We start from the raw sequence: 26,337 nt of genomic DNA, 5'->3' as shown, positions 1-26,337 counted from the left end.
GGAGAGTTGTTACTATGTCGTCGATGTTGCATCAGGCGCGTGCCAGCTTTGCGTTTTTTGAGCGCAACTGGAATCTGACCAAGCGTTACTGGGCGTGGGAGGTGGTCTGGCTCTTTTATAATGTGGTGAACGCGCTCAGCATAACGTTTATCGCGCAGGCCACGCCCGACCTGAAGCCGGCCCAGGTCAACTATATGATCCTGTACCTGTTGATTGGTACATCAGTCTGGACCTATTTGAGCGTGACCTTTGATGGCGTGACCGATGTCATCAACATTGAGCACTGGGAAGGGACGATCGAATATACCTTCATGGCTCCCATCTCGCGTTTGACGCATATGATTGGAAGCTGCTGGTACGCCATCGTACACGGACTGCTGTTTACAGCCCTGCAGTTGATCGTGGTGGTCCTCTTTTTCCATCTCGATCTTAGCCACGCCAACTATCTGACGGTTGTGTTTATGCTGCTGCTGGGGAGCATCTCGTTTATCGGTTTTGGCATCGCCACCTCGGTCCTGCCGCTACTGTATACCGAGAAGGGCATGCAGATGTCCTTTATTGTGCGCGCGGTGATCCTGCTGGTTTCGGGCGTCTACTATCCAGTGACCGTTCTGCCGGCCTGGATGCAGCCTTTATCCTGGCTCTCGCCCGCCACCTATGTGCTCAACGGGCTGCGCGCCGGACTATTGTCGGGCAAGGAGCTCTGGTCGCCCGAGGTCTGGAGCAACATCTGGCCGCTATTAATCACGGGCGCGGTGAGTATTCCTGTCGGCATGTGGATCTTCAGGATGGCTGAGCGCTACGCCAAGCGTACCGGCAAATTGAAGCGCAACGGCTAGCATCTTCTTATTAATGTGATTGTTCTGATGGAAGCAATTGTGCTCAGAGGGCCAATGCTTCCATCATCCGAAGGAATGGAGAACAGTTGTGATAACAAAAATTCCTGGCACCTTTACGGTTCGTCAGTTGACTTTAGGTGATGCAGAGAAAGTGCATCAGATCGTCGTGGCCAGTGATCTTCATTGGCAGGGCCAGGTTGCCAATACCTTGGATGACATGCGCCGGATGCTTGGCGCGCCGGATGTCGATCTGAACAGTGGCGGCTGGTTGGTGCTGGACCATGAGGGGCGGGCGATTGCCTATGCTGTGATGGAGCATGTGCAGCATGCACGCAATTTTGTACGCTGCGGTATCCATCCGCAATACCTTGACTATGGTATTGGCGATTTGCTCCTGGAAAAGGCCGAGCAGTGGACGCGAGAGCAGATGCCGCTGGCTTCCCCTGAACTTCGCGTCACCCTGCGTGGGTATTGTAACAACAAAAATCTTGCCTGGAAGTCCTTGCTGGAGCAGCATGATTTCCAGCCAATTCGTAATTTTTGGGTGATGGGGATTGAGCTGCCGACGGCGTCTGTAGTTCCCCAATGGCCTGAGCATATCCAGGTCATTAACCCGACACCAGATATGCTGTATGCCGTTTACGAGGCCGATGAAGAGATCTTCCGTGATCATTGGGGCTTTATGAGCCAGAGCTTTGAGCAATGGCGTTATTGGGCCACGCAGCGTGAACGTTTTGACCTTTCGCTCTGGTTCCTGGCCATGGATGGCGATGAGATCGCCGGGCTCTCTCTCTGCGCCAATGAGGAAGATGGCGGCTGGGTGCATGTGCTGGGTGTGCGTCGACCATGGCGCCGTCAGGGATTGGCCCTGGCGCTTTTACAGCACTCTTTTAGTGAATTTTTTCGTCGCGATATACATAAGGTTTACCTGTCGGTCGATGCACAGAGCCTGACGGGCGCGACGCGCTTATATGAACGTGCCGGAATGCACGTTGTCAAACGAGCGACCCAATACGAGAAGGAGTTACGGGTAGGTAGAGAACCGGGTATACAGACGCTTGCAGAGTAGCTGGTACCCTGATACACCTATCTCGGGTCTCCATCTCGCCAGCTCGTTGGCTGACAATGAATGGAGCACTGTTGTGATTATACGTCTACACCAACTGTCTGCACGTGCCCCGCGTCTACAAGATAGTGCCGAGGTAGCACATCTGTTGAGCTTAGATGAACATGCGGCCATCGCATCTGAAGAGCAGTTGGAGGCAGAGCTTAAGGAGCGCTGGCAGGATTGCTACTTTCAGATGGCGAGCGATGCCTGGATGATTGTGACGAGGCAGCAGCAGGTGATTGGCTATGCTGATGTACAGCGCAAGCATCACGAGCCCTTAGAGCCAATCTATGCCCTTAAGATCGCTATCCATCCCGAGTATCAGAGCCGGGGTATCGAGACCTTGTTGATTCGTCTGGGGGAAGAACGCATTCGCTACCTGAGCCGCGACCTGGTAGGATGCTGCCAGATCCATGTCACGGTGGATAGCTCAAATAGTGTGCTGTGTGAGATGATGCAGCACGAAGGTTATTGCTTACAGCAGCAGTTTTTGCGCATGCAGTTCGTCCTGAAGCATATTGCCGATCCTTTACTTTCATCTGAAGATGGTCTGTTAACGCTGCGGGTGGCGCTTAATGATGAGCAGAGCATGGCCACACAGGCGCAGGGCATGGACGAGGCCTACAGGACATCAAAGTATAGCGTGTATGTCAAAACTTTTGGGAGGAGATTTCAGGCTGAGGCATCAGTGGTATTGCTGCCTTGCACCACTGGATAAGAAAAATGGATAAAATGGTGATAGTGACACGCCAGCAACATTGCCTGGCGTGTTTTATTATGAATGCTGAGTTTATCCTGTATTGTTGTTACCTTTAATGGTTCTGCATAGTCCTAGTACATAGTTCTATTATCGCGTGGAACGACAAAGGTATTACCACCGGGAAGGAAAACAATAGGATTGCCATGACAGTTGTATCGACGATGACTGCTCTAACTTTTATAAATGCTACCAATACGGATAACATGCGTATATTGCTCTTCGTACTGCTTATTGTAGCGATTGGTCTGATTGTTGCTGGAGCTATTATTGCCCTGGTAACGTTATATAGCTATCGTAAGACTCGTGCGAATACTGCTGATCGCCTTCGGGGCGAACGATAAATGAATCGAGGGGGGTATGGTTCGCAGGCACACTGTGACACCGTTATTAGTGGGAACCCTTATCCTACGCGCGAATTCTGGCGCCAGCACGATTGTGCTGGGCCTCTTGCTGGCACACATGGCGGCCAGCACGGCCCACAAGATTACCAGCGTGCAGGTTGGTCTGTTGCCGGTAGCTTTCTATATTTCTGAACTAACACTGGCCCCTTTTATGGGTGGATTGAGTGATCGCTGGGGGAGGCGTATATTTCTGGTGTCGGGGCCTGCCTTTGGTCTGTTGCAGGCTGGCCTGCTTTTTTTTACTCCTGCCCACCAGCCGCTACCCTATTTGCTGGGTCTACAAGTTTTGGCGGGTCTCTCGGGAGCCATTACCGTTCCCGCTGTGCTTGGCTACCTGGCAGATCTGACGGTGCGCGATCAGAGCCGGCGTGTACGCGTCATGAGTCTGTATGAGCTGGTGACCAGCGGTGGCATCGCTGTGGGGACCGTTATGGGCGGCTTGCTCTGGTTCTGGTCTGGGCGTGGGGCTTTTGTTTGGCTGGCCGTCAGCTATATACTGGTTATCTGGTGCATGTGGCTCTCGCCGGTTGCCAACCAGGCTGTAAGCAGTGAGAGGAAGATTGGTGAGACCGCGAGGCGCTATCTGCGTATCCTGCGTATGCCACGCCTGCTGGCCTTTCTACCAGCCTGGCTCTGCATCAGCGCTCTGGTGGGCATCTGGCTGAGCTCGCAACTGACGTTTATCCTCTCAACACCTGTGCGCTATCCTCATCAACTGCTGATGGGAAGCATGAGTGGCCCCGGCGGGGGACGTATATTGAGCCTGGTACTGGGTGGAATCGTACTCTTCTTCAGCCTGAGTTTGCTGTTCTGGGCTTTTTTCCTGCAGAAGATTGCACGCCTGCGCCTGATGTTTACCTCGATTATTGGTGTGTACCTGGCCTGTATCGCCCTGTTTGGCATCAATCATCGTGGCGTTGGCGACACTACGATGATCTATGTCTGGCTACCTCTATTATTGATCGGCGTGTTTGCTGAAACCAGTTTTGCCCCGGCCGCCCTGGCCTACCTGGCGGATATTTCTGAAGAGGCCGCCAGAGATCGGGGGATGGTGATGGGTCTATATTCCATCTTTTTGGGTCTGGGACAGATACTGGGGAACGGCCTCGGAGGTATGTTCGCCCATCGTTTTGGCTTCGATGGGCTGATCTATCTCACCGCGTTGCTGGCTCTGGTGGCACTGCTCTCCCTCTTCTGGCTGTTTAAGAAAGACGGAAGATACAGCGATGATAAATCGATTTATGTCAGTGAGTGAATGAACTCAAGGCGATTGCCGAAGGGGTCGCGCGTCTCAAAGCGCTCAAAGCCTGGAATCGGCACCCCTTCCAGAACCTCAAAGCCATGCTCCTGCAGCTTCTGCTTCCAGGTGGCGATATCGTCTACATGATAGGCCAGATGCGCTTTCGTGCGGGTGCGCTCGACACCGTCTTCGGTTCCAACATGCACCTGGCGATCCCCTACCTGGAGCCAGAAGCCGCCACGGCCTTTCAAGGAGTCCGGCTTTTCGATCTCGGGCAGTCCGAGCAGGTGGCAATAATACTGTCGCCCCTGCTCTTCGGCTCCACGTGGAATGGTGATCTGAGCGTGATGAATACCGGTAATCGACATACTGGATTATCTTCCTTTCACAATGCGTTCTATATCGCGCTGGGCATCGCGTTTGGCGATCATTGCTCGTTTGTCGTAGAGCTTTTTACCACGACACAGTCCCAGTTCTATCTTCGCGCGCCCACCCTTCAGGTAGAGCTTTAAGGGGACCAGTGTTAGACCCTTGGTCGCAACCCTGGTCAGGAGCTGATCGATCTCGCGCCGATGGAGCAGCAATTTACGTGTGCGCATCGGATCGTGATTGTAGCGGTTCCCGTGTTCATAGGCGGCGATATTGGCATTTTCCAGCCAGATCTCGTCTTTGCGCGCCATGGCATAGGAGCCACGCAACTGGACCTTTCCCTCGCGAATCGACTTGATCTCGGTTCCAACGAGCGAGATGCCAACTTCCAGGGTGCGCTCGACTTCATAATCATGATAGGCCTGCCGATTGACCGAGATAACCTTGATCGGCACATGATCGGTTGGTGTGCTTGCTTTTTTTGCCGGGGCTGCTTTAGCCATATTAAAACTCCTTTAGACAAAGGACGTCTATCTGCCGCATCGTTTACAATGGTGTTACGATCTCTTGTAAGCAGCAGGAACACTGCGAAGCAGGTTCTTCTTCTACCTGGTATGATAAAAGGTACCCGTCAGAAACCTTGTACCAGGAAAAAGGGATGTGTTCATACACAGTTAGTGGGCGATGCCCTTATTATACAACACCTGGCTCTTATAGTCGACCTTGGCCTCTTCTTTAGGGAATTACCCCACCGGGCATAGAGGGTCGTCATACAACAGAACAAGAGGGTTCGTTGCCCACTGCATTATGCTAGAGAAAGGTTACATTATGTTCTACCGTTTAGGCAAATTTGCCACCCGCCATCGCTGGTTGATTGTTGGGTTATGGATACTTGCCGCGGTGCTCGCGCTCCCCTTCGCTCCCCGGGCGAATCAGGTGTTGCAATCTGGCGGTTTTGAAAGTCCTGACTCAGAGTCTCAGAAGGCGATTGATACGCTGGCGCAAAAGTTGCATGTCAATGAAACGATCGTACAGGTTATATTTACCAGCACCCATTATACGGTCGAGGATCCACAGTTCAGTCAGCAGTCCGAGCGCGCTCTGGCCAATATCCGCAACTGGTCCGAGGTGGCGCAGGTCACCAGTTACCTGGACAATCCACGCCAGGTTTCGCAAGATCGCCATGCCGCGTATGTAAATATCGAGATGAAGCCGGATGCGAACACGGCGGCCAAGCTCTTGCCGGAGCTAGAGCGGCGGTTGCAGAAGGTCCCCGACTTAAAGGCGAGCGTGGGTGGTGGGCCCGTTTTCTATGAAGATATTCAAAGTGTCAGTGAAAATGATCTGCGGCGAGCCGAACTTTTAGCCTTTCCTTTTGCTCTTATTGCTCTGCTGTTTGTTTTCCGGTCAGTAATTGCCTCGGCTTTGCCTGCGCTGGTTGGCGGTTTCGCCGTGGTGGTATCCCTGGCTTTAATCTTCGCGCTGGGTCATATTACTCCCCTCTCTATTTTTGTGCTCAATATTACGACGCTGTTTGGCCTGGGATTAGGGGTCGATTACTCGCTCTTTATGGTGAGCCGTTTCAGAGAGGAATTGCTGCGTGGACGCAGCATCGAGGATGCGGTGGCGGTGACTGTGGCTACGGCGGGCCGTGCCGTTACGTTTTCCGGCCTGACCGTTTCGATCGGTCTGTTTGGCTTGACCTTCTTCCACATTAATATGCTGCATTCCGTTGGCCTGGGTGGTATCCTGGTTGTCGTGCTGGCGGTGACGGCTGCCATCACCTTGCTACCAGCGCTCCTCTCGATTTTGGGAGTAAAGGTCAATGCGCTGCCCGTGCGTTTTCCACGCCTCAAGCGGCATCCGGTGGGAACAGATATAGAGTTGGAGCCGCACCATGGCTTCTGGTATCGCCTGTCTCATTTTGTGATGCGCTATCCGTTGCGCGTCTTCTTTCCCGTCTTGCTACTCTTGCTGAGCTTTGGAGCTCCCTTTCTAGGTGTCCGTTTCTCGGCGCCCGATGCCTCGATTCTGCCATCCTATGTGCCCTCGCGTGCCGCTTATGATCTGCTAGTGCAGCGCTTCAATCAACGCGAGACCACGCCTATTTTGATGGCTGTGCATACGCCAGGCAACGCCCTGACGCCGGAAAATATCAAGAATCTGTATTATTACGTCAAGCGCATCGAAGCGGATCCACGCGTGGATCGGGTTGATAGTATTGTGAGCGCCGATCCACGCTTCACGCTGGATCAGTACCAGTTGCTTTACTCGCATCCACAATTGATCGCTGACCCGTATATCGGCGCCTTTCTGAAGGCCTCCGTTTCAGGGGATACGCTGCTGGTGGAGGTGGTCAGCAAATATGGCATGGTTGATCCGCATTCTCAGGCACTGGTACAGACGATCCGCAATACCGCACCCGGCCATGGCATCTCTGTGCTGGTGGATGGTGGTACGGCGGGCAATATCGATTACGTCAATTCCCTGTATACCGATTTTCCGGTTGCCGTGCTGGTTATATCTATCACCACCTATATCGTGTTGCTGTTGCTGTTCCGTTCGCTGTTGCTGCCCCTGAAGGCGATCGTGATGAACACGCTGTCGATTCTGGCCAGCTATGGCGCCCTGGTGCTGATTTTCCAGGACGGCTTCTTACACCAGATTCTGGGTTTTACACCGCTGGGATTTGTTGAGGCGTCCAGCCCCATCCTGCTTTTCTGCTCGATCTTTGGCCTCTCGATGGACTACGAGGTTTTCTTGCTGTCGCGCATTCAAGAGGCGTTCTGGCAGACGGGCGATAACAGGCAGGCGGTGGCGCTGGGCCTGCAGCGCAGCGGTGGCATTATTACCAGCGCGGCCGTTATCGTCATCGTGGTCAGCGCCTGCTTTGCTACGGCTGACATGATCCTGGTGAAAGCGCTGGGATTGGGTATGGCCCTGGCTGTGGTGATAGATGCAACGCTGGTGCGTGGCCTGCTGGTTCCCGCCACCATGCGCCTGCTGGGTACCTGGAACTGGTGGCTGCCCTTCGCTGGCGTCCAGCGCCATCCGCCCGCCCTGGCCGAGTACCTGGGACCGGTGGATACAGACAATGAGCAGACGGCGCCCGAGCAGGCGAATACACATAGGAATATACATATAGGAGGTAAACGATGAGGCTGTGGATGCGTTACATGTCGGTCTGGATGCTGGCGGCTGTGGGCCTGCTGCTAACTCTGCTGCTCTCATCCTGTGCCTTTCCTGGCATGACCACAACCTCGGCGACGTTGCCACAGGTCAGTGAGCAGCCAACGAAAACGGTTCTGCCACCAATTGAGTTCCCTCGCGACGAGGGAAAGCATAATGACCTCACAGAATGGTGGTACTACACCGGTCATATGCAGGCGACTGATGCGTCCGGCAAGTCGCATACCTATGGATTCGAACTGGTCTTTTTCCAGGCCATACGCAGCAACCTACCCACGGTATACCCCGCCCATTTCGCTATTAGTGATATTACGCGTGGCGAGTTCCATTATGATCAGCGGCGCCTCACGCAGTTTGTGGCTTCTCCTTCTTCAGGGGGACAGACAGCGCCGGGCATTGACGTTCATGTTGGTGATTGGTTCGTTCAGGGTCTCAACGGCAAGGATCATCTGATAGCCTCAATGCAGAATTACGCCATTGATCTTAATCTGACCGGCCTTAAGGCCCCGACGCTGCACAACGGCAACGGCCTGATCACCTATGGTCTTGGTGGTTTTTCCTACTACTATTCGCGTACGCGCATGCAGGTTGGTGGTACGCTGCTCGACCACAATCAGCCCTTAAAGGTTACCGGCACCGCCTGGATGGATCACCAATGGGGCAACTTCCTCAGCCTGGGTGGTGGCGGCTGGGACTGGTACAGTATCCAGTTGAACAACAAAACCGAGATCATGCTGTACTTTATTCGCGATGCCAGCGGCAAAACCATCTCGACGTATATCGGCTATACCGACGCTGATGGAAAGGCGTATGTGCTGCCCGAGCAGTCGATGAAAGCGACCGTCCTGAATAAATGGACCAGTCCAACGACGGGCATCACTTACCCTTCAGGCTGGCGCATCGATATCAAGGACCCTCACCTGCAGTCAACCTTGATTATCAAGCCGCTCTTGAAGAACCAGGAACTGGTCGTAACGAATTCGACCGGCAACGTCTATTGGGAAGGTGCCGTAGGCATCGAGGGACAGCAAAAGGGCCAACCCGTCTCTGGCGAAGGGTATGTTGAGTTAACGGGCTATACCAGATAGCCTGTTAGTCTTGCGCGGCCTGAGAAGCCCCGCACAGTTTCGCGCCTGCGGTGCTCGCACTTAATACATATACACTGCCGGTGTGGCGCATCCGCGCCACACCGGCAGTGTATAGTACTTAACTTTTAATGGGGTGTGAAGCACCATATGGTGCTAACGGGATCAGTGGACGAGTGTTTGACACATCCTATGAATGGCTGGTCGCTGGTAGGATGGTGGTGGCGATTTTTTGTAGCTGACCATTGATGTTGCCCAGGTAGTCCTGGTGAGGGATGTAACGTCCTCGACTATCGGTCTGCAGGGTGATGAAGGCCAGCGTGTTTTCGTATAGCAAATTGTGATCAATGTGGGCCCCGTCATTGCTTGCTATTAGTGGAAGGATGCTCTGTTTTAGACCTCCATAGCTCCATCTGGAGATCCTGGACTGCAATTTTATCTTTTTCTGGTCGGACGGGCTGAGTTCATTCTGCAGGGGTGTGGAGACAAACTGGTAGAGATAGGTATCACTATCCGATTGATGCGTTAATCTGGCTGTGAGTGCGTAAGAAAAATGCACATCACCGGAGAGAAGCAGCGTATCTCTTGGTTGCTGAAAAAGCTGCAGCAGGTCGTGCCAGGATAGAGAATAGAGCGGCCAGTGATCAAAGCTCAGCCGGATTGCAATGCGCTGTTGTACGCGCGCCAGTTGTAGCCCCAGGCAGCTCAACAGTTTCTTTTCTGTCAGCCAGAGACGTTGCCCCATTAAATACTCAAGCCAGCCAATCGCTGGTGGCAGCAGGACTGGTACGGATGAGACCAGAATCGCCAGGGGGCTCTGATTATTCGCATACCAGGTCTGAAGATCATGCATCTGGGAGCGACTGATGATGCGCGTTGGGGCCAGAATATCTTCATCCTTGCCAGTTGTGATGGTGGTTCTTTCGGTGCGCGCATTAGCTACGAATATGGGAGGAGTGGATGGTATTTCATAATGCCAGCGCAGTCCCATCTCGCCATAAAGATCCCGGCGTACATAATCGCGCAACTGCTCAAAGGCATCCTCACCGCTCTCGGCGGTCTGCCGCATAACCTCCAGTAACGGATGCTGTGTTGTTTGCTGTCGCAGGTTGCCCCAACCCTGGTAGACCCAATACGCCACCAGTCCATCGACCAATGTCTGCTCTTGGCCTGCCTGAATGCTCGAAGGGCGCCAGGTGGGCATAAAATTCCAATTATTGGTAATTTCGTGGTCATCGAAGATCATATACGTGGGAAGCACGGCCAGTGCCTGGCGTACACCGTTATCGGTGCCCCATGCGTAGTAGTAGAACTGACAAAAATCCTCATACCTGGTTGCTTCCGATCCCAACTGTGGTACATCCCGTCGCATGCTGGCTGAAGGCTGGTCAGCATAGATCTGATCGCCAATCAATAGCAGTAGATGAGGCCATACAGATTCGCGCTGCTCGGCGTGCTCACTCAACCAGTATCCCAGCGCGCTCAAGACATCCGGCTGGCTGGCCTCCGCCTTGCGACAGGAACCATAGGCAATGCGCAGCGGATCCTTGTGTGTAGATGCTGCAAGGGTGCGAAAGCACTGCCTGTCCGGCAATTCGGAGGTCTGTGTGAGCTCTTTTCCTGTAGATGCCGCGATGAGCTGATATGTATACCAGGTCGCGGCCTGTAAGTTACGCAGTTCAAGCGCAACATAATAATGACCGCCAACCATTGTTGTTTTTTGTCTAGCAGTATGATGGATGTCTGCTTGTGCATCCGCATAAACAAGCAGCGTAACAGTCTCAGCTACCGTTAGCTCGGCCCAGATGACGATACTGTCTGGATTGACAGCACGCACGAGCGGTCCGACGAGAATTTCAGTCATGGATACCTCTTTTTCTTTCCCGCCAGGGAGTCTGGTATTTTTTTACTTCGCCCAGGTAGGGAATACCTCACTCATTTTATACGAAAAACAGGTTCATCTGTTTTTCGTATAAAATGAGTGGTTTTTACTCCCATTATTGGGGGTACGTGAGCGCCCCCGCACGGGCGGTCGCTGCGCGGCCGCAGTGATTTGGTATATTGGTGCAACAGAGGCGCATCCGCGCCTCTGTTGCACCAATATACCAGGGACAGTCTTCGCCCCTGTGGTGCTCACGTGTCAGTTTATGTGTTAGTGCATCGGGTAAGCATCTGTGCCTCTGTTGCACCAACATACCAGGGACAGTCTTCGCCCCTGTGGTGCTCACATGTCAGTTTATGTGTTAGTGCATCGGGTAAGCATCCGTGCCTTTGTTGCACCAACATACCAGGGACAGTCTTCGCCCCTGTGGTGCTCACGTGTCAGTTTTGTGTTAGTGCATCGGGTAAGCATCTGTGCCTCTGTTGCACCAATATACCAGGGACAGTCTTCGCCCCTGTGGTGCTCACATGTCAGTTTATGTTAGAGTGCATCGGGTAAGCATCTGTGCCTTTGTTGCACCAACATACCAGGGACAGTCTTCGCCCCTGTGGTGCTCACATGTCAGTTTATGTGTTAGTGCATCGGGTAAGCATCCGTGCCTTTGTTGCACCAACATACCAGGGACAGTCTTCGCCCCTGTGGTGCTCACGTGTCAGTTTTGTGTTAGTGCATCGGGTGCGCATTCGCGCACCCGATGCACTAACACAAAACCAGCGCGGCCGCGCAGCGGCCGCCCGTGCGGGGGCGCTCACGTGCCTCCACGATGACAGCATTCGCAGATAGATCTTTGATGTGGCGCATATGGGGTACGCAATGATGAGGTAAAAAGCGAAGTCCCGGAGAAAAGCTATCCATGAGCCGTTTATTAGCTCAAAGAACACATTAAGTAAATAGAAAGAAATCATAGAGGATTTGAGCAGGTCGGGTAGGAGAAACGCTGGTATCAAGCGGCTTGAGACAATCTGCTTATTGACTTTTTTTATTAAAATAGCCAAAACTTCGCCTGCGAGCATTGACCAGCCCTGGCATGGATGTGGTATACTTTGTGGCAATAGCAAACAGGTATTTTGTAGGCAAATAATGACTTGTAACATATTTTGCATGTGATTGTTCGCGCCCTCTTAAAAAGTGTATAAACGACGGCCAATGTATATTTATAGCGTCCTTTGCGTGCTGCAGGTTCTATGCAACGCAAAACGTATTCGGTACACCTGATAGGCCTCTCGCCTTTTCATTTTATAGGGAAGGGATCTCATCAACGCTGAGGATGATGAGGGTGTCTGCGAAATCTGACAGGAAGCAATGGAAGCGAGAACACATACCTCTGCTCTTGAAGAGTCTGCAATTATTGAACGCGTAGCCCGCATCGTTTTTAGCGTGCGCGGTGCCAAGCCTGATTATACGGTGCTGGCAGCAGAGCTGGAACTGGCAGTGCCTTTTGATGTATTCGGGGTGGTACTGCTCCGTCACGACCGCCAGGCTGTACGCGTAACGGTCTGCCAGCGCGACGAAGGCCGGGCCTGGAAGGCGCGCCTGCATCAATATCCATTGACTGACTCCATGCTAGAGCAGGTCTTGCGGAATCCTTCATTGCAGGTACACGATTATCCCGAAGGGCTGGATGGTTCCCCCTCTTCCAGTGGTGATGTATTAAGTAGCTACCACCAGCTGCGCTCAACCCTGATTGCGCCGCTGATGGTCGAGAATCGCGTTCTGGGCACTTTGGAGCTTGGTAGCACAGGACTGCATACCTATGCCGATCAGCACCTGCAACGGCTGGTGGATGCTGTCGTCAAAATGCTGGCCGCCGCGATCGAGGGTGTGCAACTGGGTGGGAATGCGGCGATCCAGGATCGTCAGCGCCAGGCGTTGAAGGATGTGAGCCAGGCGCTAACCTCTAAAATGGAGCTTCCCACCGTTCTGCAGCAGATTGTTGCCGGGGTCTCGAATGCGCTCAGTGTCTCCTCGTTTATGCTCTTGCTCAACCGCCGTTCACACACCCTGTACCTGGAAGCTCAATCCGAGGTGGATCCGAAGCCACTGGAACGGATCTTGCAGCAGCAAGGGAGGGTCAGCGAAAAGAATATCTTCTGGCAAACGCTCATGCGGCGTCAGCCATTGGGCTCACAGGACATCGCCAACGATGAGCACTATCCAGTCAATCAACCGCTGGCCAGCGAACTGGGGCTCCATTCGCTTTACTGCTATCCATTGGCTACTGGATCAGCCGTTTATGGCATCCTGGCCCTATGTTCTACGGAGGTGGGAGGTTTCACGCCCCTCAAAAGTGACATCCTGGCGCTTTTTGCGAACCAGGCTACCGTCGCCATCCACAATGGAATGTTATTGACCTCCCTGGATCAACGCAGACAATTTCAAGCCGCCATTGAGCAGTTTGATCTATTGCAGTCGGTGTATGAGGAGAGCACGACGGATGAGCAGCTCTATGAAGAGCTTCGCATCTTTAAAGAGATTCGTGCTCATGCCCAGCACACCTATGGTTTGAATTTTAGCCAGCTTATGCATTGGATCAGCGAACAACTCTTAACCCAGGGTGAACGCAATCTGCAGAGCATCCGTTATGCGATCGAGAGCAAGCAAACGAATGATCCGCTGATTTCTTCACTGCCAACGGAGCCCTTGCCATCCTCCGCACTCTTATTTGAGTCCTCGCCATTCCAGCCCGGTGCTGCCAATGTTGAACCTCCGGCTCTTCTGACACAGCCATCAGAATCGGCTCTGACGCATGTCGCCATGATTGGGGAGCTTAACCGCTTGATTGGTCATCTCAACCAGGCAACCAATTGGGTACGCGATCCCTGGTTTATTGTTGACCTGGATGGATACTGCCTGTATATGAATCCAGCGGCCCGCCAATGGTGTGAATGGCATCTGGAAACGATGGCCACAGAGTACTACCCGCACATGCAGTTGCTCGTATCCCCTGTCGTTCAGGGCCGATCAGTGAGACCCTCGATCGAAGAGGTATTTTCACATCTTTTGCCACGGATGCGCAACAACGATGAGGTACGCGCCTACTTAAGGGACTTTACACAGGAGAGTATCTATCGGCAGGCGTTTCGCTGTATATTAGCCGAGGAGCCACTGGATACGATGGCGCAGTCTTGTTCAGAAGGGGTGGCAAGCCAGGCGCAGCAGGATAACGCGGCCAGTGATCATCACTACCAATTGCATTGTTATCCTCTCTACACCCAGGCAAGGCAACTGGAGGGCATTGCTTTACAGGTGCAGGATATAACCGAGCAGGTACGCGAAGAAAAGAATCGTTCCGCGCTACTCTCAGCCTTTTCACATGATCTGCGTACGCCGCTGACAACGATCAAAGCCGCAGTAACCGGCCTTCTACAGGCCGATCTGGTGTGGAATGAAGAGGACCGCAATGAGATGCTGGTCGATATTGATAGCGAGGCCGATCATCTTACCATGCTCGTCAATGCGCTGATCGAGCTTTCACGCATAGAAATGGGGGCGATGGAGCTTAAACTCGAATGGTGCGACGTCTCAGAGATTCTCTACGCAACCATCGCAAAGTTGCAGCGTGCCCTTGGGCATCGCCAGCTACGACTGCGGCTTCAAGATTCCTTACCGCTGATCTATGCAGATCATGCACGTTTGGGACAGATATTGTATAACCTGATCGAGAATGCTACACGACACAGTTCAGACTATAAAGAAATATTCCTCCTTATCGATGTGGTACAGGATGAAGGGGAAGAATTGCGGGTGCGTGTCATTGATCAAGGGGTCAGCGTACCTGAACATGAGCGAGAGCGTATCTTTACCTCATTTCAAAGCCATGCATCTTTTTATGGCAATGGGCTGGCGCTGGCAACCTGTAAGGGGATCATCGAAGCCCATCAGGGTCGTATCTGGGCTGAGACGGCAGATGGTGAAGGGACGTGTTTTACCTTTCTGTTGCCGATCCATCCCCAGACGATGAATCATCGGAGTGAGCAGGGAACGGAACGTGGCTAGTCGCATCTGCGAAGAGGATCTTTCGTTCAGCATAGATGACTGACTGGTCCGAGGGTGACTGATGTTGTGGTGGAAGGCATTGTTGCAGGTCGGGATACCTGTATGGAGGAACGCTATGAGGGTGAAAGGGAAACGGATACTGGTCGTTGATGATGAGCCACCAATTCAGCGCATTCTGCGCCGCAATCTAACCGTAGGTGGTTACGAAGTGCTGGTCGCTGAAAGTGGGAAGCAGGCGGTTGAAATGGTGAAGATTCATCAACCAGACCTCGTCTTACTGGATATTTGCTTGCCAGGCGGTATTGATGGTGTTGAAGTATGCGTCCAGGTACGCCAGTTTACACAGACGCCCATCATTGTGCTTTCGGCCGTGGCGGAAGAAAAGCAGAAAATCAAGGCCCTTGATTATGGCGCTGACGACTATCTGACCAAGCCTTTCAGCAACGACGAACTCCAGGCTCGTGTACGAGCCTGTCTCAGAAGGGCTGGCACGAAAGAGGCTACTAACGAGCGAGAGCCAGAAATACTGACCAGTGAGGACGACTATCTGTACATGGATGTTGTACGGCGCCAGGTACGCGCCGGTTCACAGGAGGTGCGTCTGACACCGACAGAGTTTGAACTATTGAGGCAACTCATGTTATATGCGGGCAAAGTCATGACACACCGCGCGCTCTTGCGTGCTGTCTGGGGTCCGGAGTATGGCGAAGAGGCCGATTATCTACGCGTCTATGTACGCCAGCTCAGGCTCAAAGTCGAGCCGCAACCATCGCGACCGAGATATATCGTCACCGAGCCAGGGATTGGCTACGTTTTCAGATCGCAAGGAGAAAATTAAAATCTTTAATAAAATTTTAATGCCATCTTGTGTTTTTTTTATAGCGACTTGACTGAATTAGCAGTACACTTTTAACATGAGATTCCTGGGTCTGTGATCATTGTTCTAACTGGTAAAAGCATCCCTTTTTGTGTTACTGTATACCATAATAAGTTCTGGTATTGTACCGCAATCCGATGTATGATGAAGGCAGACAACAGATGTATGTGGGGGGTGGTGGAAAATCAGGATTTCTAGTATGCTATGGTCGGTAAACTGTTGATCATAGGGACCAGGTACCGGGGCCGCGTATCATACTATGATATTAGGTATAGGGACCTGGGATGACATCAAGATAGGATGTGTGGGGAGGACGAGGACAACCTTTTATCTACGGCGCTAAGAGGGAAAATTCTTCACAATAATCGAAAAAAGGGTCTCCCTTTGTATCATACAGAAAAATAAAAATAGCTATATGTGTGTGGTAAAAAACGCGTCTATCGCTCGTGGTTGTATGTGCTGGCTCTATTAGAATGCACGAGTAAAGGATAGCAGCGCTTTTAACACAGCAATTATATGTGGATGCCCCGCATATCTGACAAATGGGCATGCGCATTTTGCTTATAGCGTGCGTTGTGGAACTATGGATGGATATATCTACGGCGGACACGCACCAAGACCGCTTGCGTACTTATTATCTTACTTATACCGCAAGCTAGTCTGATAAAGGAACTGAGAGAAGAATGGAGCAGCAAGACCGTATTATGGATGGAGACTTACAGACCCTGGGTCTCCAATCCATTTTAAAAATGCTTGCCCTGAGTGGAAAAACTGGAAAGTTATTTGTGACTTCGGGACCAGAGACACTTTCAATCAGCTTGCGTAAAGGGCAAATTGTAGGATTGCATGAAGACGGAGTGCCTCCACCTGATGTGCTGGGTATGCTCTGTTTACTCAATAAATTAGATCCACCACGTGCGCAATATATTCGAGAACTGGCACGCGGAGACATGCAGATGTCGCTTGCGCTGCTGGTTGAGCGCGGCTGGATGACTGCGGGAGAGATGCAGCGCCGCCTGGAATTCCTGGTGACGCAGTCGATTAGCCACGCCCTACGCTGGGTAAATGGTCGTTTCGCCTTTCACCGCCAGGTTATCCCGATGGAGAGCAAGATGCAGGCGCTGGATGTTGATTCTGTCTTGCTGGAAGCTCTACGCCAGGCTGACGAATGGGAAGAGATTACCACCGAGGGAGTGACTCACCTTACTCGCACCACGGTAGCTCGCTGGCAACCAGAAGTCAGCAATGATGTACGCAATCTGGGCCTCAATCAGGAAGGCATTGAAGTGCTATGCCTCTCTAATGGAGAGCTCACCCTGCAGGCGGTCGCGCTGGCCTTGATGATGCCAGAGGCAAGAATTGCTCGCGTTATGGCTCGCTTGTTAGAATTAAATCTGATCGAAGTGGTAGATACCGCCCTGGAAACCGAATTGCAGGGCGATCTCTCAAACATCATTATCAAATGCCAGTATCTGCTGGCGCAGCAGCGCCAGGCTTCCAATCCAGCTCAACATCTCCTGGGTTTAATTACCACCCTCTCCGAGTGTATTAATGGTCTCCTTGTGCATCACGGCTCATATGCGCGCAGCCTGCGTGGGAGAGGTAAGATTCCTTCCATGGAAATTGCTCGTTATCTTGAACGCCGTTTTGTGCCACAACTGCAGGCTTTATCACAGCAGCAATTTCCGATTCTGGAAACAGCGACGTTTCACTATGGCCAACTCGACTGTAATGATATACTGACGCTCAACAAAGTTGTGAAGGGCGAGCAGCTAGAAGAGTTTTATTGGGAAGCAGTTCAAGGCCTGGTCGCCTTTTTGCGCATGGTGTTTACCGAACTCTTGCGCGACGAGGTTGGAAATTCACATATCGGGCGCCAATTGAATGTCGCGTGGCGAATCTTCTTATCAGAGATTGATCACGAGGTTCAGCAATACCAGATTTACCGGGCGCATCGCAACACTCAGAACTCGCGAGGTCGAGATGCTATCCAACCCTCATCACTTGGAATTGTACAAAATTGGCAGAACCCCGCCGACAACAATGGGGAAATGTGGTCGCCTGATACGAGAAGGAGGTCAATTTGATGGCTGAACCAACGGTACTTGTTGTAGACGATAGTCCTACTGTACGTAAAATTGTGCAGATGACTCTCCAGAGAGAACACATCAAGGTGGTGACGGTGGGGGATGGTCTGAGCGCGTTGACTTCGGTTGCTGATGAGATGCCGGCCCTTATTTTGCTTGATATCCAACTTCCGCGGATGGATGGGTACCAAATTTGCCAGATAATACGCAAACACTTGCAGTTTCGGCAAATTCCCATTATTATGCTCAGTGGGAAGGATGGCTTGTTTGACAAGATGCGCGGTCGTTTAGCAGGGTCAACGGAGTATCTTACCAAACCATTTGACTCGGCCGAACTTGTACAAACAGTCAAGAAACACCTTGCGAACTGGCAAGAACGCGTGCCTGCTCAACAAGAGGGGACACGCCCTCGCCTACGCTATCGCGGCTAAATCTCCAATATCGGTACCTGTGATGCTCAGCATCCTTGGTCGGGAGGGTTGGAGGGCAGGCTAAATTTCCCATTGCTAGGTTGGCTCATTAGGAAAGGTTAGAATCGGATGCCTGGGCAGAAAATACTTGTTGTGGACGATAGTTGGACAGAATTAACGATGATTGTTACGCCATTGCGCAATAGCGGTTTTGATGTTGTGACCGCGGTTGATGGTGATGAGGCAGTCGAAAAAGTATTTAAAGAGCGTCCACACTGTATCGTACTTGATGTTGTGTTGCCGAAGCAAAATGGATTTCAGGTATGTCGTAAATTAAAGAGCTCGGACGTGAGCCGGCATATCCCCATCATTTTGCTGACGTCGAAGAACACCCCGTTGGATAAGGCATGGGGGATGCGGCAGGGGGCTGACCTCTATATTACCAAGCCCTTTAATGGTGATGAGTTAGTAGCTAGTGTGCGACGCCTTATTTAAGTAGTCGTACTGGCAGGACCAGGGTTGATGGCGGACGGATGCCGCGCCCTTTTTCCTTGCCACAGATGTCGCATGGGATGCCTCTCGCTTCTTGTGCTCGCTATGGAGTAAGTTTTTGTGTCCAGTGAAGATCAGAAAAAACGTGAAGCCTTTGCTGCAATTCAGCAATTAATCTCGCAGTCTCCCTCGGTTGCGGCCCTGCAGTTGCAACTGGCGCAGGGGCAATTTGGTGTGAATGGGTCTCCCAATGGAGAGACTTCACCCCCGGCCATTGTTGGGGAGCAATATCTGGTGTTTTCTCTCGCTGATCGTGAACTGGCTGTGAAGGCTGAGTTGGTACAAGGCGTCGAGCGGCCGGTCGAGTTAACGCCGGTTCCTAATGTTGTTTCCTGGGTTAAAGGGGTGATGAACCTGCGGGGTTCTATCGTCTCAGTGGTAGACTTACGAATGTTTCTGGATTTAGAGCAGGTGCCCTATACACCACAAACTCGCCTGTTATCGCTACAGGCGAACGAGATGGTCATCTGCCTTGCGGTGGATGGTGTGAGTGAGATGCTACCAATTCCCGCTACTGCTATCAATGGAAATGTGCGCCAGGCTATCATTCCATCCTGGGCGGCTCCGTATGCTATGGGTGGGGCTGTGCTGCCTAATCGTGGAATCATTATCCTGGATGTGGCTCGCCTTCTTTTCTCCGAAAAAATGCAGCGCTATAAGGCCTAATGATAATAGTGCGGGGGCCTGTTGTAGGCTACCTGAATTGAGATAGATATATTTTTATCAATGGAGGTCTGGCGGATGAATCCTGATCAAAATAAAAGTGGTTCGGCGCTGAGTGCCCCTTTTACCATAGGGTTACTTGGCTCCTTCGTTGTTCCTTTTATATTGTTTATTGTTATTGCTTTTTTGTCTTTTAGTTCTAACCCAACGGTCGGTCTTATCGCTATCATTGGTGCCGTGGCTGCCCTTATTATTGGTATTGGTTCAAGTATTTATCTACAAAATAGCGTGAAGAGCCGTTTGTTGGGCCTGGCCGAGATCTGCCGCGATTTCATGAGTGGCGATCGCTCGGTGCGTGCGACTGTGAATGGTGACAGCGAACTGGCGCAGCTGGCGAGCTCCTTAAATGCTATCCTGGATAACCAGGGGTCAACCCCCAGCATTTCGATGGGAGGCTCTGGCAACGATGCGGCTGCCCTGCAGGCGCAGATTGAGAAGCTGCTGCAAGAGGTAAGCGCGGTCGGTGATGGCGACCTGCGCGTCCAGGCGGAAGTAACCCCGGATACCCTGGGTGTGCTGGCTGACTCATTTAACTATATGATTGAAGAGCTGGCAAAGGTTGTGGGCCGCGTACAGTCAACCGCTGTACAGGTTACTAACGCGACCCGCCGTATTCTGGATCGCTCGGCTGAACTGGCGCAGGCCTCTGAGACACAGGTGAAACAGATCGCCCAGACGACCGAGGCTGTGGAAGCGCTGGCTGTCTTTATTCAAAATGTGGCGCGTAACGCCCAGCTAAGTGTGGACGTAGCGCAAGAGGCGTTGCGTAGCGCTACCAATGGTCAGCAAGCTGTACGCCAGACGATTGAGGGTATGATGCTCATTCGTGAGAATGTGCAGGAGACCTCGAAAAAGATTAAGCGCCTCGGTGAGCGTTCAAACGAAATTGGTGAAATCGTACGTATCATCGAAGATATCGCCGATCAGACGAACTTGCTGGCGTTGAACGCGGCCATTCAGTCCGCTATGGCGGGTGAGCACGGTCGTGGATTCGCCGTTGTTGCCGACGAAATCCGCCTGCTGGCAGAACGTTCGACCGAGTCGACCAAACGTATCGCGACGCTGGTCAAGAGTATTCAGGGTGATACATACGAAGCTGTGGTCGCTATGGAAGATAGCACCCAGGAAGTGGTCAAAGGATCGCAGCTGGCCGATGATGCTGGTCGTTCGCTGAACTCTATTTACAGCGCAGTAGAACGACAAGCTCAAATGATTGAAAATATTGCTCGTGCCGCGAATGAACAGACCTCGGTCTCTGAAGCGGTGGCCGTAGCCATGGGCCGTATCTCTGAAATCACCCGCCAGACCGACGCTGGTACGCAGGAAGCGGCGGTGAGCGTAAGTTACCTGGCTGAACTTTCTGAGCAGTTGCGTGCTTCAGTTTCAACTTTCCGCCTGCCTGATCGTACAAATGACATGCTTGGCTCGTTCTCTAATATGGCGACGTCTGTAACTGAGTCGCCTGCTGAGCGTAGTGAGCAACCCTTTGGAGCTATGCTGGGTAGCGGGTCCGATAGCGGTTGGAGTCAGAATTTCTCGGGCAACTTCCCACCACTTCCTGAACCCGGTAACACAGGTTCATTGGTCTCATTGGGCAGCCGTTCAGGGCAATTTGCGGCCAATGGGCAGCCAGACTTTGGGCAGCCGGATTTCGGTCAGCAACCAGACTTTGGGCAGCAGCCAAACTTTGGCAATCCTGCTGCGTTTTCGCCGGCAGGCATGCCGCAACAGGTTCCTGCATCTGGTGGATTTGGCGTCAATAACAACCAGCAGTTCTTTGGTGGAAATCAGTTCGATTTTGGCAATCTGGGCGATTTTGATAGCCAGCAGCAGGGAATGGACCAAGGCTTTGGCATGCCGCAGTATGGCAATCAGACTAATGGGAATCCCGGCTTTGCGCAGCAGGCACCTAATTCTGGATTGCTTCCGCCACCATTCCAGCAACTGCAACAGCAGCCTGGTCAGGTGAATAATCCACGCCCACGCTGGCAAAGTGGCATTCACGACCAGAATCAGTAATTGTTCATATAAGCCTGCTATCGTGTGAGCGAAAAAGTGAGAGCAGGCTTATAGAAGTGAGGTGTTATCTTTCTCGTATACATCCCTACCTATTGTATTTGCACGGCGGGATTGAGAAAGATAACACCAGAATAGTTAAGTGAGTACGCGCAACATGTCGAATACATTTGATAAACTATCCGTCCTCGACTCGTTTATCGAAGAGGTGAATAGCTATTTGCCAGAAATCGAGACGAATCTCGGGCGACTGGCACAGTCACCTGGCGACATGGATGCCCTCGAAGAAACTTACCGCCGCACTCACACCATTGGCGGTTCCGCTTCCATGATGGACTTTCCTGGCCTGGCTCATGTAGCCCATGGCATGGAGGACATCCTGGGTGATGCATTAGATGGCCTGATTACGCTAGATGATCTCTCACGTGGATTGCTGGAGCGTTCCCTGGGCCGCCTGCGTCAGCTGCTGGAGGGTATCCGCGGTGGCATTGACGAAGAAGCTGTGATTGCGGAGGATGATGCCGACTACGCTCGCTATCGTGCTCAAGTAGATGCTGCGGCTGCTTCACCGGCAGCGGGTGGCAACGAGGTGCAATCGACGTATGCAGCTCCAACTGCTACTTCGTCTGCCTCTCTTTCGCCTATCCCAGCTTTTGAGTTGCCTTCACCGCAGTCTCCATTACCTTCGTCGATGCCATCATTTGATGAGGTGCTGGCATCTTTCCGCACCCAGCCTGTGTCATCCGGTGAAGATATTGGCTGGCCTGAGGAGCCAGAACTGGAGACGCGGTTTGATAACACCTCTTCTATGTCATCTATCCCTGCAACCCCTACGCAGCCAGATGTGATCAATCCGCCTGTATTGCCACCGTCCGACTTCAGTATTTTTCAGGATCCAACGCCAACCAGCGCTTTTGAGGCTTTGATGGCCTCGACCCGCCGTCGACCTGAGCCGGAACCGGTTGCTCCTCCACCCGCTGAGCCAGAACCGGTTCAGCCCACCAATCAGCCCCTCTGGGATGATCAGTGGCTGATGCCGCCCGTCGCTTCCGCTCAGCCGAGCAACGCACCGGTTCATATTGATCCACAATCCATCGCTCATCTGATGCCGGATGGAAATGGCCAGGATCAGAAACATAATGCGCCGGCTTTATACGGTCAGGAGCAAAATGCGCCGTCTGTATATGACCAGAGCCAGGGGCAAAATGTCCCCGCTGTATATGAGGATATGCAGCAGGAGGCACAAACCCTGGAGGACCAGGCGGCCTCGTTAAGGAGCGCCGTGTATCAACTGCGTGATGCCATGGGTGTGATCGAGGAACAGCGCAGTGAATTTAAGGGCTTCTTAAATGGCTCAAAAGATGCGCTCGATCGTATGGAAGAATGGGCTGGCAAGGCTATGGGCCTGAATCTGCGCAATAGTCCTGAGCAGGTTCGACGCTATCTGCCTCTTTCAGTTATGTGGGTGGCAAACTCCAAACTGAAAAAGGTCCTGGATCTTATGCAAGAGATTACCAGTGGCGTCGAGCTCTCAAATGAGCAGGTTTCCTCGACCCTTCAGCAATTGCACGCGTCTATTCAATCCTGCGGCGCGGCCTTTGAACAGTTGAATGGTCCCCGGCAATCAGCGCAGGAGAATGGTTGGAGTCCCTGGAATGTCCAGCTGGATCAGGATGCGAATGCGTTGCGCGAGCGTGTGACGTTTGAGCGCCAGGGTAATCCTGCAGCCATGCGGGCCGAAATTGAAGCACAGTTGCGGGAGGAGATGCGTCGCGAATACGAGGCTCAGGCCTCTATCTCCGCGCGTGAACGGGCCGAGCTAGAACAACAGATCAGGAGCGAAGTGCGGGAAGAGTACGCGGAGATGCAGCGCTTGCAAGAGCGCGCGTTGGGCGCGACTGATACAAATGCCGAGTCAGTGCGAGACCTTGAAGCTCGCCTGCGGAGTGAGATCGAAATTCAGGTGCGCCAGGAGTTCCTGAATCAGATCATGCGTACCGGTGGAGATGACGCCCTGCCGCTGGCTACACGCCTGACGGGATCTGGCAATCTCGCCGATGCTGAGAACGATACGCACCGCTTAAAGACAACCATTCCGCCGTCCGATGTGGCTCCGGCTGGACCCGAATCGCTGCCAGTGCCTAAATCTCCTGTTGTATCTATGCCTGTGACTGAATCAACCGGCAAAACTACCACGGCCAGTTCTTTTAGCACCAATGACTTTGGTGAAGAGGCGGCGGAAATTTTCCGCTTAGAGGCTGAAGAGCATCTCCAGGCTATTGGTATGCACGTGGCTGCCCTTGAAAAGAATCCCTCGAATCGCGATCTCATTCAAGGTATTCGCCGCGCGACCCATACGCTTAAAGGGGCCGCAGGTATGATGGGCTTTAAAACAATCGCCGATCTAAGCCATGTTTCTGAGGATCTGCTGGACCTGATTATGGAAGGCACGATGGGGATTTCCCCCACGGTCGTCAGCTTGATTCTAGATACTGCTGAAGCCCTGGAACTGTTGATTACCGCTAATGATTCTGCGATTGCGGATATCAAGGTTCGTGAACTGCATAAGCGTTACGTGGAGCTACTGGGTGAACGTAGCTCTTCGGTCCAGATGATAGAAGAAGATCTGGACGATGATGACAATAGTAACGATGTTCCTCAGTCCTCCAACGTGGTGGCTGGCGGAGAGCAGCAAACCACTGATGGACTGACCCCGCGCGCCCGTGGTGATTTGAGCGTGCGTGTGCGCCTGCAAAAGCTGGATGAACTGGTCAACCTCTTTGGTGAGATGCTGGTTAACCGTAGTGTGCTCGAAGAACGCATCCAACGCCTGGTTCGCCTGGTATCGGATGTGGCTGTCAGTAGTAACCGCCTGAACGATGTGGGCCAGAAATTGGATAGTCGTTTTGAAGCGGCTACCTTGCCCAGCGGTCGATCTGTACAGGTGATGCCAGGTGAAGGTGACCAGAGCATTGGGCGTGTTAATTCCAATCTCCTGCTCGGACCCGGTACGGCGGTTGGCTTGCCTGTTCCAAAAAATCAGAACAGTCAGGGCGGCAATGCCGCTGGCGCACAGGATTATCTGTCCGAATTCGATGAACTGGAGCTCGACCGCTACACGGAGTTCCATCAACTGGCGCGTGGTTTGAATGAAGGTATCTCGGATATGGCAACACTGAGCTCAGAAATGGATACCATTATCCGTGAATGTGAAGGTGTGTTCGCTCGTGAGAATCGCCTGAATACGACGTTCCAGGATCGCCTGATGAAGGTGCGGCTGGTGCCGCTGTCCACCATGGCTCCTCGCCTCTATCGCGCCGCCCGCGCGGTCGCGCTCAAACAGGGTAAGGAGATCGACTTTGTGCTGGAAGGCGAAACGACTGAGGTTGATCGTACAGTGTACGAAGAGATTGCTGGTCCATTGCTGCACCTGGTGCGTAACGCGGTAAACCATGCTATCGAGACTCCGGATGTGCGTATTCAGCGTGGCAAGTCTCCCACGGGACAGATCAAGCTATCGGCGTCGTATGAAGGTAATCAGATTATGATTACCGTGCGTGATGATGGCAATGGTCTTGATCGTGATCATGTGCGCCAGACGGCGATCGCGCGTGGTCTGATTCGACCGGATCAGCAGATCAGTGAGGACGATGTGGTCGCCCTGATCTTCCGTCCCGGTTTTTCTACCGCGGAAGTTTTGAGCGAAGAGAGTGGACGTGGCGTTGGTCTGGACGTAGTGCGCGACAGCGTTTCACGGCTACGTGGTACGCTGGTGGTAGAGACTGCTCCCGGCCTGGGCACAGCCTTTACCATGACCTTCCCGACCAGCCTGGCGATTCAGAGCGCCATGATGGTTCGCGTTGCTGGACAACAGTTTGCAATCCCAACGGTCCACGTCGAATCTATTGGACGGCTTGATAATTTTAAGCGCGTGAATTCTGGTGGTCAGCCAGCCGTCTCTGTACGCAATGATCTCTATCCATTGCATATGCTGGCTCAGTATCTGTCACTGCCAGGTCCTGGCACGATAGACGACAAGGCTCAGCTCTTGCTGGTGAATGCCGGCGGCCATCGTGTCGCGCTGGTGATCGATGAGATTCGCGGCAAATTTGATATTGTGATGAAGAACCTGGGACCGCATCTGCGAGAGGTTCACGGCATCGCTGGTGGTACGGTGCTTGGTAATGGACATGTGGTCCTGGTCCTGGAACTGAACTCTTTGCTCTCTGCGAAGATCAATACACCGTTGCCCAGACGCGATTCTTCGGCTCCTGCGGGACAGGTGAAGCAGCGCGTCGACGTGTCGAATAAGCAGCAAAACCTGCCGCCACGACCCGCGGCCGCGGCACCCACTCCTGAACGTGGCAAGCACATTCTGGTGGTGGATGATAGTCCAAGCGTGCGGCGCGTCGTCAGTAACATGCTCAAGCAGCATGGTTGGACGGTGCAGATGGCTCGCGATGGTGTTGAGGCCCTTGAGATGATCTCGCTTGAGACTCCGGCCGCCGTACTACTCGATATCGAGATGCCGCGTATGGACGGTTATGAGTTGATATCAACGGTTCGAGCGCAGGAACAGTATCGTACCTTGCCGCTGGTGGTGCTAACCTCTCGCGCGGCCGCCAAGCACCAGCAGCGTGCTATGTCTCTGGGCGCGAGCGCGTATGTCGTCAAACCATACCAGGATGAGGAGTTGCTGAATACCATTAACTCATTGGTTTATGGCGCCATTGCTCGTTAATG

The 26,337-nt window shown here is 52.7% G+C and carries 17 protein-coding genes; 14 read left to right on the top strand and 3 right to left on the bottom strand.

Going from position 1 to position 26,337, the window contains the following annotated elements; all coding sequences use genetic code 11:
* Nucleotides 1-14: 14 nt before the first annotated feature.
* The 4 genes from KTT_RS04665 (at nucleotide 15) to KTT_RS04650 (ending at nucleotide 4,363) form a co-directional block, all read left to right on the top strand.
* A complete protein-coding gene (locus tag KTT_RS04665) occupies nucleotides 15-839 on the top strand; it encodes an ABC transporter permease (RefSeq protein WP_126594874.1) in 825 nt (274 codons plus the stop codon).
* 88 nt (nucleotides 840-927) lie between these two features.
* A complete protein-coding gene (locus KTT_RS04660) occupies nucleotides 928-1,908 on the top strand; it encodes a GNAT family N-acetyltransferase (protein ID WP_126594873.1) in 981 nt (326 codons plus the stop codon).
* A gap of 73 nt (nucleotides 1,909-1,981) precedes the next feature.
* Nucleotides 1,982-2,665 (top strand): GNAT family N-acetyltransferase, encoded by a 684-nt coding sequence (locus KTT_RS04655; RefSeq protein ID WP_126594872.1) that lies wholly within the window; start codon nucleotides 1,982-1,984, stop codon nucleotides 2,663-2,665.
* Nucleotides 2,666-3,064: 399 nt separating this feature from the next.
* Entirely contained in the window at nucleotides 3,065-4,363 is a 1,299-nt protein-coding gene (locus KTT_RS04650; RefSeq protein ID WP_126594871.1) for an MFS transporter, read from the top strand.
* On the opposite strand, the gene KTT_RS04645 is transcribed toward KTT_RS04650, so the two are convergent.
* Together KTT_RS04645 and smpB are read right to left on the bottom strand one after the other, a co-directional pair.
* Nucleotides 4,348-4,716 carry a VOC family protein gene (locus KTT_RS04645; protein WP_126594870.1) on the bottom strand — a complete coding sequence of 123 codons (369 nt, stop codon included), beginning with the start codon at nucleotides 4,714-4,716 and terminating at the stop codon, nucleotides 4,348-4,350. The two genes, KTT_RS04650 and KTT_RS04645, sit on opposite strands and share 16 nt — an antisense overlap.
* A gap of 6 nt (nucleotides 4,717-4,722) precedes the next feature.
* The gene (gene smpB / locus KTT_RS04640) at nucleotides 4,723-5,220 is read right to left on the bottom strand and encodes an SsrA-binding protein SmpB (RefSeq protein ID WP_126594869.1); all 498 of its coding nucleotides are present in this window, start codon (nucleotides 5,218-5,220) and stop codon (nucleotides 4,723-4,725) included.
* A 325-nt stretch (nucleotides 5,221-5,545) separates the two neighbouring features.
* Here smpB and KTT_RS04635 point away from each other — a divergent pair, with 325 nt between their 5' ends.
* Nucleotides 5,546-7,876, top strand: a complete 2,331-nt coding sequence (locus KTT_RS04635; protein WP_160145638.1) for an MMPL family transporter — start codon at nucleotides 5,546-5,548, stop codon at nucleotides 7,874-7,876.
* Entirely contained in the window at nucleotides 7,873-8,994 is a 1,122-nt protein-coding gene (locus KTT_RS04630) for a lipocalin-like domain-containing protein (RefSeq protein WP_126594867.1), read from the top strand. The genes KTT_RS04635 and KTT_RS04630 overlap by 4 nt, the downstream gene beginning before the upstream one ends.
* Before the next feature lie 187 nt (nucleotides 8,995-9,181).
* On the opposite strand, the gene KTT_RS04625 is transcribed toward KTT_RS04630, so the two are convergent.
* Nucleotides 9,182-10,855, bottom strand: coding sequence for an alkaline phosphatase D family protein (locus KTT_RS04625; RefSeq protein WP_126594866.1), 1,674 nt, complete (start codon nucleotides 10,853-10,855; stop codon nucleotides 9,182-9,184).
* A gap of 1,380 nt (nucleotides 10,856-12,235) precedes the next feature.
* On the opposite strand from KTT_RS04625, the gene KTT_RS04620 reads away from it, so the two are divergent.
* The 8 genes from KTT_RS04620 to KTT_RS04585 all read left to right on the top strand — a co-directional run bounded on the left by KTT_RS04620 (nucleotide 12,236) and on the right by KTT_RS04585 (nucleotide 26,335).
* A complete protein-coding gene (locus tag KTT_RS04620; RefSeq protein ID WP_126594865.1) occupies nucleotides 12,236-14,929 on the top strand; it encodes an ATP-binding protein in 2,694 nt (897 codons plus the stop codon).
* Between the two features lie 115 nt (nucleotides 14,930-15,044).
* The gene (locus KTT_RS04615) at nucleotides 15,045-15,767 is read left to right on the top strand and encodes a response regulator transcription factor (RefSeq protein WP_126594864.1); all 723 of its coding nucleotides are present in this window, start codon (nucleotides 15,045-15,047) and stop codon (nucleotides 15,765-15,767) included.
* 722 nt (nucleotides 15,768-16,489) lie between these two features.
* A complete protein-coding gene (locus tag KTT_RS04610; RefSeq protein ID WP_126594863.1) occupies nucleotides 16,490-17,893 on the top strand; it encodes a DUF4388 domain-containing protein in 1,404 nt (467 codons plus the stop codon).
* On the top strand, nucleotides 17,893-18,324 hold the full coding sequence (locus KTT_RS04605; RefSeq protein WP_126594862.1) for a response regulator: 432 nt from the start codon (nucleotides 17,893-17,895) through the stop codon (nucleotides 18,322-18,324). Before KTT_RS04610 ends, KTT_RS04605 begins: the two co-directional genes overlap by 1 nt.
* A gap of 108 nt (nucleotides 18,325-18,432) precedes the next feature.
* The gene (locus tag KTT_RS04600) at nucleotides 18,433-18,798 is read left to right on the top strand and encodes a response regulator transcription factor (RefSeq protein WP_126594861.1); all 366 of its coding nucleotides are present in this window, start codon (nucleotides 18,433-18,435) and stop codon (nucleotides 18,796-18,798) included.
* A 117-nt stretch (nucleotides 18,799-18,915) separates the two neighbouring features.
* Entirely contained in the window at nucleotides 18,916-19,521 is a 606-nt protein-coding gene (locus KTT_RS04595; protein ID WP_126594860.1) for a chemotaxis protein CheW, read from the top strand.
* Nucleotides 19,522-19,596: 75 nt separating this feature from the next.
* Nucleotides 19,597-21,597 (top strand): methyl-accepting chemotaxis protein, encoded by a 2,001-nt coding sequence (locus KTT_RS04590; protein ID WP_160145637.1) that lies wholly within the window; start codon nucleotides 19,597-19,599, stop codon nucleotides 21,595-21,597.
* Nucleotides 21,598-21,751: 154 nt separating this feature from the next.
* Nucleotides 21,752-26,335 carry a hybrid sensor histidine kinase/response regulator gene (locus KTT_RS04585; protein ID WP_126594858.1) on the top strand — a complete coding sequence of 1,528 codons (4,584 nt, stop codon included), beginning with the start codon at nucleotides 21,752-21,754 and terminating at the stop codon, nucleotides 26,333-26,335.
* Nucleotides 26,336-26,337 lie beyond the last annotated feature (2 nt).

The sequence above is a fragment of the Dictyobacter aurantiacus genome, assembly GCF_003967515.1.
GTDB classification, from domain to species: Bacteria; Chloroflexota; Ktedonobacteria; order Ktedonobacterales; family Ktedonobacteraceae; genus Dictyobacter; species Dictyobacter aurantiacus.
The sequence above is the reverse complement of the archived record's forward strand: the minus strand, read 5'-3'. Positions and strand labels throughout refer to the sequence as shown.

Excerpts from the sequence above, each read along its gene's own strand:
- KTT_RS04590 (WP_160145637.1), top strand. The coding sequence starts at position 19,597 with ATGAATCCTGATCAAAATAAAAGTGGTTCGGCGCTGAGTGCCCCTTTT.
- KTT_RS04600 (WP_126594861.1), top strand. The coding sequence starts at position 18,433 with ATGCCTGGGCAGAAAATACTTGTTGTGGACGATAGTTGGACAGAATTA.
- KTT_RS04605 (WP_126594862.1), top strand. The coding sequence starts at position 17,893 with ATGGCTGAACCAACGGTACTTGTTGTAGACGATAGTCCTACTGTACGT.
- KTT_RS04665 (WP_126594874.1), top strand. The coding sequence starts at position 15 with ATGTCGTCGATGTTGCATCAGGCGCGTGCCAGCTTTGCGTTTTTTGAG.
- KTT_RS04635 (WP_160145638.1), top strand. The coding sequence starts at position 5,546 with ATGTTCTACCGTTTAGGCAAATTTGCCACCCGCCATCGCTGGTTGATT.
- KTT_RS04610 (WP_126594863.1), top strand. The coding sequence starts at position 16,490 with ATGGAGCAGCAAGACCGTATTATGGATGGAGACTTACAGACCCTGGGT.
- KTT_RS04625 (WP_126594866.1), bottom strand. The coding sequence starts at position 10,855 with ATGACTGAAATTCTCGTCGGACCGCTCGTGCGTGCTGTCAATCCAGAC.
- KTT_RS04615 (WP_126594864.1), top strand. The coding sequence starts at position 15,045 with ATGAGGGTGAAAGGGAAACGGATACTGGTCGTTGATGATGAGCCACCA.
- KTT_RS04585 (WP_126594858.1), top strand. The coding sequence starts at position 21,752 with ATGTCGAATACATTTGATAAACTATCCGTCCTCGACTCGTTTATCGAA.
- KTT_RS04620 (WP_126594865.1), top strand. The coding sequence starts at position 12,236 with ATGGAAGCGAGAACACATACCTCTGCTCTTGAAGAGTCTGCAATTATT.
- KTT_RS04650 (WP_126594871.1), top strand. The coding sequence starts at position 3,065 with ATGGTTCGCAGGCACACTGTGACACCGTTATTAGTGGGAACCCTTATC.
- smpB (WP_126594869.1), bottom strand. The coding sequence starts at position 5,220 with ATGGCTAAAGCAGCCCCGGCAAAAAAAGCAAGCACACCAACCGATCAT.
- KTT_RS04630 (WP_126594867.1), top strand. The coding sequence starts at position 7,873 with ATGAGGCTGTGGATGCGTTACATGTCGGTCTGGATGCTGGCGGCTGTG.
- KTT_RS04645 (WP_126594870.1), bottom strand. The coding sequence starts at position 4,716 with ATGTCGATTACCGGTATTCATCACGCTCAGATCACCATTCCACGTGGA.